We start from the raw sequence: 8,343 nt of genomic DNA, 5'->3' as shown, positions 1-8,343 counted from the left end.
GTTGAGTATTTCGTCGGTATCAAAAATGACCTGATCCTTGAACAGGAAAAGCGCCCGGTTATCCGACTGCAGCATTGTGCCAACCTGTTGGTCGCGTTCTTTTGCCTGTGGCTCGTAATCACTGCCGGCAAACACTGCCTCTACGTTCAACTGCCGTGCGATGGCCGGGATGATTTGCTGTGGTGTACCGTGACGCACAATCAGCCCCGAACCGGCTTGCTGCAATTGGCGCTGCAGATCATCCAGGCATGCATCAATGAATGACACGCGGCGATCGTCAGGGGGGAGGGGACAAAGAATATGGGTATCGAAGACAAACAGGCAGAACACCGTTTCACATTGACGCAGCGCCTGAAACAGCGGGCGGTTGTCAGCAGCGCGCAGATCACGACGGAACCACATCAAGCCGCGGTTATATTGTTTCATGGGTCAGGTTTTTGGATAAACAATCGTGGAAACACGAGCTTAACTGAATTTCCTGAAAAATACATTGAACCGCTCTCGTGCAGGTGTTCTTATCCGGCAGTCCTTTGCGCGGCGCGCACCTGGCCGATTCCGCGGTCTTCATTGTTTCCAATGATCAATTACCTGGGCAGAGGCCGTACCAGAAGTGATGCCGCCGGATGCAGGCGCCTGGCCGCAAGCGGGCGCGCATGCATCGATAGTTCGGGCATCACATGTTCTGTTTGATTTGACCACAATAGAGATCTCAACCTGGCTCAACAACGCAGCAGGGCAGGCTGAATATCCGTTGGGGCGTTATTTGCTGTCGGACAGAACCAATTTTTCCAGGTAATCCAGATCCTCACGTACCAGACGCAGCGATTCCCTTACATCCGGCACTTCGGGTCGCCTTGCTGCATCACGCAACAGCGAATTGACAGCCATGTCAGCCATGATCCCGGCGACATTGGCGCGATCCAGTCTGCCCTCGGGCTTATACCACCAGGCCGACCAGTTGCACATGCCAATCAGACTGAAAGCGGCTACATGTGCGTCAACCATGCGAAACACGCCTTCCCGGATCCCTCTTTCTATGACATGGCTGAAGTTCTCAAGTACATTACGGCGTGCATTTTGCACTGATATGCGTTGCTTCGGTGACAAGTCGGCCTCAGTACGATCTGCAACGCGAAACTCTGCAGGGCGTGACAGAATCAGGTCGGCGTGCTGGGTGACCAGCGCGCGCAACGCCGTCACGGGGTCAAGATCGTCGCGGGCAACGGTGTCGCCGGCCAGTTTGCGCGCCGCACTCAGCACTTCCTCTGTCAGCGATTGCTGAATCTGTTCCTTGTTCTTGAAATAATAATACACCGCCGTACGGCTCAATCCCAGCGCTTCGGCAATGTCCTGGATGCTGGTGCCGCCGGTGCCTCGTTCAATGAAAAGCGTTGCCGCCACATCCAGGATAGCGCTGCGTAGCGCTTCTCCTTTGAGCGTCGCCTTTGTCGAAATGTCGTTCACTGTCGTACTCCCTGTTGCAACGCAGCCATTAAACCCTAGTTGGCTGCCGGTTGTATAGCCCATTATTTTCCTTGATTTGACGGATTCGTCAAATATTAAAATTTAATTGACATTAAAGTCAAATAATTATCTAATGTGTCAAATAACACTTCGATGATATTTGGAAAGGAGAACGATTGTGGCAATAAACCCTTCTGCAAATCCGGTTACCGCGGGGTTTCTGAATACGGACTGGAATCCACGTGATTTGCCCGCAGGCGCCTCTACCCGCAACGTGGTCTTGCGCTGCGCCGATGGCGCCGCCACCTCTGGCTCTCTGTATCAGCCAGCCGGCAAGCGCTGCAGGACGGTAGTATGCATCATGCATCCACGTGAGTTCATGGCATGCCACTACCTTATTCCAGATATTGTTGCGGCAGGCTGTGCCGCCTGGTCTCAGGGTGCACGATCAGTGGGCAATGACCTGCGCCTGGAGCATGAATTTGCATTGCGTGATGTCACCGCTGGCCTGACCTTTCTGCGTGAACAGGGATTCGACAATATCGTTCTGTTGGGCAATTCGGGTGGCGCGGGACTGTATTCGCTTTACGCTGAACAGTCGGCCCTGCCTGGAGCACAACGGATTGCGCGCAGCCCGGCAGGAAAGCGCACCGGCTTGGGCGAGCTGGACATGCCTCGAGTTCAGGGCATGGTTTTGGTCGGCCCTCATCCTGGTCAGGGTGCATTGTTAATGAATTGCATTGACCCGTCTGTCGCGCAGGAGGGTGATGCCTTGTCTGTCGTACCGCACCTGGACCCGCTGGATCCGGCAAACGGCTACAAGCCGAACGGGCAGGCGCGTTACTCGGCGGAATTTATCGAACGCTACCGCGCCGGCCAGCAGGCCAGGGTGGCTCGCTTGGATGCGGTCGCGCATCAGATGATAGACACGCGGCTAAAGGCGCGCGAGCGGGTGAAAACGCAGCCTGACAGCTCGGCAGATGGCAAACGGCTGGCCGCTCACACCCCGGTGCTGATCGTCTGGCGAACCGATGCAGATTTGCGTTGCCTGGATCTGAGCCTTGATCCTTCAGACCGACACCCCGGCTCCCTATGGGGAAAAAATCCTTATTCGTCGAACTATGGTGCGGTGGGGTTCGCCCGTTTTTGTACGCCCGAGAGCTGGCTCTCGACCTGGTCAGCGCTCTCGTCCAATGCCAGTCTGTCGCGCACTGCTCCGGCGATCGACATACCATCACTGGTGATCGAATACACGGGCGACCAGGCCTGCTTTCCGGGTGATGTACAGACGATTTACGACGCGCTGACGGCGCAGGACAAGCAGCATCTTCGCATTCGCGGCGACCATCATGGACGCGCCCTGACCGACGATGAAGAACCGGGACGCTATCAGGGCGGTCGCGAGCTGGCTCGCTGGTTGCAGGCGCGCTTTCTTTGATTAATGCCTAATGGAGATTTGACATGACTGTTGTTCACGATACGCCAGGTGCGCTGCGGCTGCATGGCGTTGACCATACTGCGAGACCGACCTGGCGCTTGCGCGAGACCGTCGCGTTTTACCGAGATGTGCTCGGCTTGCGCCTGGTCCATGTTATATCTGCTCGCGGGTGGGGGCCTGCGAGCCATCCGGATTTCCTGCATTTCTTTTTTGATAGCGGCAATGGCAGCACGATCGCGTTTTTCTACTATCTGGGCGCGCGGGAGCCGGAAACCATGCAGGGACGCAGTAGTATGCGACCGTTGCCTGAAGATCATGTCGCCGATGCAACGCATACCGCGTGGCTGGTGCAGAATGAAGCGGAGTTGAAAGCCTGGAAAAAAAGGCTAGAGGATGCGAATCTGCAGGTCTCCGTCGAGACGCGCCATGAAGTGATCGAGTCGATTTATGTTCGCGACCCCAATGGCTATTTCATCGAATTTACTCGTAAATTGAGGTCGTTGGGCCGGGTTGACGAAGTTGACGCCGATCTGACGATACAGGCGGCGATACAGGCCGAAGACAGCGCGCTGTCCAAGGGCGAACGCATCCGGCATATCGATGAAGTATGGGCCCGCAAGGCAACATTGCTTGAGCAGCAAGGCACAATGGCTCAGACGCCGGCCGCAGGCGTTCGCATCTTTGTACCCTGCGTCGAGGAGTTTGCGCCGCTGGTGCGTGACGCAGAACAACGCGATGACTGTCAGGTCGTCAAGAGTGAATATTTCGATTGTATTTGTGCGGACAAGCCGCTGGAGTTTCGCCGCAAGGTGCTCGGATTGAAACCCGCTGTGTGGTATGGCCTGTTCACAGGCGGTGTCAGTGGCGTCATTGAAGTGCTGGACCGGGACCGGGTTCGGATCGTTCCCGTGACAGGCTGATCTATTGGCAGGAGACAAAAAAATGCAAAATATTCGTTACCCCATAGAGGGTGTTATTTATCATGAACAGGAGCGCGCACGCGCCTGGTATGACAATGGCGCGTGGCAGCAGCAGACGGTCGGCCACTTGTTGCGAGCCACGGCGCGTCGGTGTCCAGAACGCCAAGCGATCATCACCGAGGAAGGCAGCGTCACGTTTGCACAACTGGATGAGCAAACCGAGCGGCTGGCCGCGGCGCTGCTGAACCTGGGCCTGGACCCTGGCGATCGTGCCATCTTTCAGATGGGCACCACGCTTGAGACCGTCATTGCGTTGCTGGCCTGTTATAAAGCGGGCATCGTACCGGTGTGTTCATTGCCGCAACACCGGGAACTGGAAATCGGTCAATTGATCCGTCAGTCTGGTGCACGTGGATACTTTGTTCAGGCTGATGTTAGCGCCTTTGATCTGGTTGCTTTCGCGCAGCGAATGATGTCCGACCATGCCGGATTGACACGACTGGTGGTGGCGCGCGGGACTTCATCGGCCGGCAACGATTTGCGCGCGCTGATCGAAGCCATGCCGCTCGCGCGAGCGCAGGCAATCGTCGCCGAGCATGCACCAGCCTGCGAGGATGTACTGGCGTTCCAGTTGTCTGGTGGCACGACCGGCATTCCAAAAATTATTCCGCGTTTTCATGCTGAGTACATCGCGCACTCACTTGCCTGTGCGAAGAACTATCAACTTGACCAAGATGATCGTTTCATTTGGGCTTTGCCATTATTGCACAATGCCGCGCAGGTGTATGTCCTGATGCCGGTCATCGCGATGGGCGTGTCAGCAGTTCTCATGCCCCGGGTCGATGTGCCGCTTATGTTGACGCTGATTGAGCGATACAGGGTCACGCGAGCAATTTCAATCGGACCGATCGCACCGCAATTGATGGCTTATTCCGATCTGGCAAGGCATGACTTGTCTTCGCTGCGTCTGTTTATAACAATGAGCGCAGCCGAGCGACTGGAAGAACATTTGCGCATTCCATGCTCCAACCTGTTCGGTATTACCGAGGGCTTGCTGCTTGGATCACCAGCCGGTGCACCACCTTACCTTCGCCACAAAACGCAGGGCCGCTCGGGCTGCGCCGATGATGAAATCCGCTTGCTGGTGCCCGGGACAGAAGTGGGCGTTGAACCGGGACAGATGGGTGAACTGTGTTTTCGCGGACCGGCCACCGTTCCCGGCTTCTTCGACGCACCGGCAGCCAATGCCCAGGCCTACACGTCTGACGGCTTTTACCGAACAGGCGACATGATGATAGAGCGGATTGTTGACGGCCAGTCCTATTACAGCTTTGAAGGCAGGTTGCGCGACAACATCAATCGTGGCGGCGAAAAGATCGGATGTGAAGAGGTTGAAGCACTGGTCAGTGCGCATCAGGCCATTTCCGAAGCACGTCTTGTCGCCATGCCAGACCCCATTTACGGCGAGAAGGGCTGCGTCTTCATCACATTGCGGCCTGGTCACGCCGCGCCTTCTGTCCAGGAATTGATGATGTTTCTCGTTGAAAAGGGTTTGGCCAAATATAAGTGTCCCGAACGCGTCGAGGTGATTGAGGCCTTTCCGGTTACCAAAGTGGGCAAGCTGGACAAGATGATGTTGCGCAGAATGATTGCAGAATTAATCAATCACGAGGCCCGGCAGGGCACGGGGGAACGTAATGATAAGTACTGAGTACGTTGTGAATGAAGCGCCGTTTGTGATTCGTCGACGGGTCAAGTGGGGCGATTGCGATCCTGCAGGGGTGGTCTACACCGTCACATTCAGCGAGTATGTCATCTCGGCTGCTGAGCTTTTTTACGGACAGCTGCTGGGCGGGACACCGCAGCGCGTGAAGGACGAGCATGGCTTTGGCACGCCAACGCGTGCATTGACCTTTGATTTTCGCGCCTCACTCTGGCCTGATGAAGAGTTTGACATGGCCGTCTATGTTGAAAATATCAGCCAGCGGACCTATACCTTGCACATCGCCGGCAGTGTGCGTGGTCAGGCAGCGTTCGATGCACGATTGACGCCCATTTGTGTGGCTCGTGGCGAGCGCCGGGCCATTGCCTTGCCTGACGTACTGCGCGATGCGCTGCTCGGTTATCAGCATGACTGCGAACAACAGGCGCCATATGGGAGTACGAACCAATGAAGATCGCAGTTATTGGCGCCGGCCCTGCCGGCCTGTATTTTTCTCTCCTGGCCAAGAAACAGGATCCTGGCCATGATATACGGGTTTATGAGCAAAATCCGCGAGGCGCCACCTATGGTTGGGGCGTGGTATTTTCCGACGTGGGACTGGCTTTCCTGCGCGAGGCCGATCCTGCGTTTTTCGACACATTCGTGGCGCATCACGAGCGCTGCGACTATATGCAGATTATTCACCAGGGTACGAGTGTCCAGGTGCACGGCAATCATTTCTCGCGCACCGCGAGACTGGATATGCTGGATGTGCTGGAACAGGCCTGTTTGCGGGCTGGCGTGCAAATCGAGCACGATTGCCGCATTGACGATATTGAACAGCTGGCTGCCGATGTTGATATGGTGGTGGCGGCAGATGGCAGCAATAGCGCAGTTCGCAAGCAATACGCCGATCAGTTCCGCCCCAGTTTTGAGCGCCGCCGCAATAAATTTGCCTGGTATGGAACGCATCAGCGCTTTCATCCTGTCTCGCTGATTTTTCGTGAAACGGACCACGGCATTTTTATTGCACACAGTTATCAATACAGTGCGACGTTAAGTACGTTTCTGGTCGAAGTAGACCCGGATACCTGGCACCGCGCTGGCCTGGATGTTGCCAGCGAAGAGCAGAGCCGTCGCTATTGTGCCGAGGTTTTTCGCGCCGATCTGGGCGCGAACGCACTGCTGACCAATCGTTCCCTGTGGTTTGAAGCAAATATCGTTCGTAATGAAAACTGGTCGTACCGCAATATTGTGTTGCTGGGCGATGCCTTGCGGACGGTTCATTTTTCGCTTGGTTCAGGTACCCGTATGGCCATGCAGGATGCCATCGCGCTGAACGAAGGGTTGCGGCAAAATCCGGGCGATGCCCAGGCCGCATTTGGCGTATTCGAATCCCGGCGCAGGCAGGCCTCATCCAATTTCCAGCATGCAGCAGCGCGAAGCCTGGATTGGTACGAGAACGTCGCGGACAAGATGCAGCTGGATCCGGTGTCCTTTGCCTACGACTACATGAGACGCACCGGGCAGGTCAGCCATGATGATCTACGTCAACGGGACCCGGGTTTTACCGCCGCCTATGAAGTAAGGCACCCAGCCCTGTTTTTACAAAATACGCATGACGTGAACCATTAAATAACGTACCCAATAACCATCCATTCAATTGGAGGAGACATGAAAAAAATACTTACTCTGGCAACGCTCATCCTGGGCGTACTGACCTGTTCGGCGCAGGCCCAATCCTCAACCTATCCGACTCGCAGTGTTCGTGCCGTTTTGCCCTATTCGGTTGGAAGCGGCCCGGACACGGTCGCAAGAATGATTGGGGAGCAATTGTCTGCGGCATGGAAACAGCCGTTCATTGTTGAGAATAAACCCGGCGCCAATGGGTGGCTTGCTCTCGGAGAGGTCAAACGATCCGCAGCGGACGGGTACTCGGTGGCGATCGTGGATAACACCCATATGACGCTGCAGCCTCATCTGTATAAAAAAATGCCATTTGATCCTGCCCGGGATTTTGTCGCGGCTGCGCCCATTTACTCCACACACTTTTTCATCGTCGTTGCAGCCAATTCTCCGTGGCGCAATGTTGAGGATCTGGTCCAGGCGGCGAACAAAGCGAATGGACATCTCACGTACGGTACCTGGGGGATAGGTAGCGTTGCGCATCTGGGGTCGACTATTTTGCAGCAGCGTACACAGACGTCGATGACGCACATTCCATACAAGGATTTGTCACAGTTGTATACGGCAGTGGCGAATGGCGATGTGGATTGGGCTTTCGGTACAGCAGCGACAGTACAGAATCTCTACCAGGCAAAGCGAGTGAAGTTGCTTGCGCTGGCAGCGCCCACCCGACTGGCTTCGTATCCTGATGTGCCTACGGTCACTGAGGCCGGTGGCCCGAAGGACTTCGAACTGGAGACCTGGGTGGCTGCGTTTGCCCCCCGAGGTACGCCGCAGGACGTCATTGAACGTCTCAATACTGCCATCGCTGCTGCGCTACGCACGACCGCAGTGAGGCAGCGCTTTGAAATCTTTGGCTTTAATGCATGGTCTGTCGATGTATCAGGCCTGGCACATGCGGTGAATGAGGACTCGGCACATTTTGGCCAGATCGTAGAGAAGGCCAATATTGCTTTGGACTAAGTGGCAAGCCAGCGGAGATGATTGGAGGGCGTTCTGTCGCTTGCCAACATTGATTTCTGCGGAAGCCACTGTCTTGAGCCAGTTTGCGTGATCGATTGTTCGTTTTTTTCGCTCCAGGAACGTGCCAGGGCAGGGTCGATATGTATCGAGCGAAACACCACGAGCATTTA

8 protein-coding genes are annotated in these 8,343 nt (G+C 55.7%); 6 read left to right on the top strand and 2 right to left on the bottom strand.

Annotated features, from left to right (window positions below; translation table 11 throughout):
• The coding region (locus ACTIKR_RS17405) for a deoxyribodipyrimidine photo-lyase (protein ID WP_442328515.1) at positions 1-426 on the bottom strand (426 nt) is incomplete at its 3' end.
• A 333-nt stretch (positions 427-759) separates the two neighbouring features.
• Entirely contained in the window at positions 760-1,464 is a 705-nt protein-coding gene (locus ACTIKR_RS17400; protein ID WP_128395315.1) for a TetR/AcrR family transcriptional regulator, read from the bottom strand.
• Between the two features lie 175 nt (positions 1,465-1,639).
• Here ACTIKR_RS17400 and ACTIKR_RS17395 point away from each other — a divergent pair, with 175 nt between their 5' ends.
• From ACTIKR_RS17395 to ACTIKR_RS17370, 6 genes are read left to right on the top strand one after another with little or no spacing between them, the layout of a single operon-like run.
• Entirely contained in the window at positions 1,640-2,902 is a 1,263-nt protein-coding gene (locus ACTIKR_RS17395) for an alpha/beta hydrolase (RefSeq protein ID WP_193087824.1), read from the top strand.
• 23 nt (positions 2,903-2,925) lie between these two features.
• Positions 2,926-3,822 carry a VOC family protein gene (locus ACTIKR_RS17390; protein ID WP_193087732.1) on the top strand — a complete coding sequence of 299 codons (897 nt, stop codon included), beginning with the start codon at positions 2,926-2,928 and terminating at the stop codon, positions 3,820-3,822.
• A gap of 22 nt (positions 3,823-3,844) precedes the next feature.
• Positions 3,845-5,533: an AMP-binding protein gene (locus ACTIKR_RS17385; protein WP_442328514.1), complete on the top strand. Its 1,689-nt coding sequence runs from the start codon at positions 3,845-3,847 to the stop codon at positions 5,531-5,533.
• Positions 5,520-5,996 carry an acyl-CoA thioesterase gene (locus tag ACTIKR_RS17380; RefSeq protein ID WP_193087734.1) on the top strand — a complete coding sequence of 159 codons (477 nt, stop codon included), beginning with the start codon at positions 5,520-5,522 and terminating at the stop codon, positions 5,994-5,996. The genes ACTIKR_RS17385 and ACTIKR_RS17380 overlap by 14 nt, the downstream gene beginning before the upstream one ends.
• A complete protein-coding gene (locus ACTIKR_RS17375; RefSeq protein ID WP_193087735.1) occupies positions 5,993-7,159 on the top strand; it encodes an FAD-dependent monooxygenase in 1,167 nt (388 codons plus the stop codon). The genes ACTIKR_RS17380 and ACTIKR_RS17375 overlap by 4 nt, the downstream gene beginning before the upstream one ends.
• A gap of 39 nt (positions 7,160-7,198) precedes the next feature.
• The gene (locus ACTIKR_RS17370; RefSeq protein WP_193087736.1) at positions 7,199-8,173 is read left to right on the top strand and encodes a Bug family tripartite tricarboxylate transporter substrate binding protein; all 975 of its coding nucleotides are present in this window, start codon (positions 7,199-7,201) and stop codon (positions 8,171-8,173) included.
• Positions 8,174-8,343: the final 170 nt, after the last annotated feature.

This window comes from Advenella sp. (genome assembly GCF_052108595.1).
Taxonomy (GTDB): domain Bacteria; phylum Pseudomonadota; class Gammaproteobacteria; order Burkholderiales; family Burkholderiaceae_B; genus Advenella.
The sequence above is the reverse complement of the archived record's forward strand: the minus strand, read 5'-3'. Positions and strand labels throughout refer to the sequence as shown.

What these genes read in the sequence shown, in the direction of transcription:
- ACTIKR_RS17390 (WP_193087732.1), top strand. Translation starts at nt 2,926, where the DNA reads ATGACTGTTGTTCACGATACGCCAGGTGCGCTGCGGCTGCATGGCGTT.
- ACTIKR_RS17385 (WP_442328514.1), top strand. Translation starts at nt 3,845, where the DNA reads ATGCAAAATATTCGTTACCCCATAGAGGGTGTTATTTATCATGAACAG.
- ACTIKR_RS17380 (WP_193087734.1), top strand. Translation starts at nt 5,520, where the DNA reads ATGATAAGTACTGAGTACGTTGTGAATGAAGCGCCGTTTGTGATTCGT.
- ACTIKR_RS17375 (WP_193087735.1), top strand. Translation starts at nt 5,993, where the DNA reads ATGAAGATCGCAGTTATTGGCGCCGGCCCTGCCGGCCTGTATTTTTCT.
- ACTIKR_RS17370 (WP_193087736.1), top strand. Translation starts at nt 7,199, where the DNA reads ATGAAAAAAATACTTACTCTGGCAACGCTCATCCTGGGCGTACTGACC.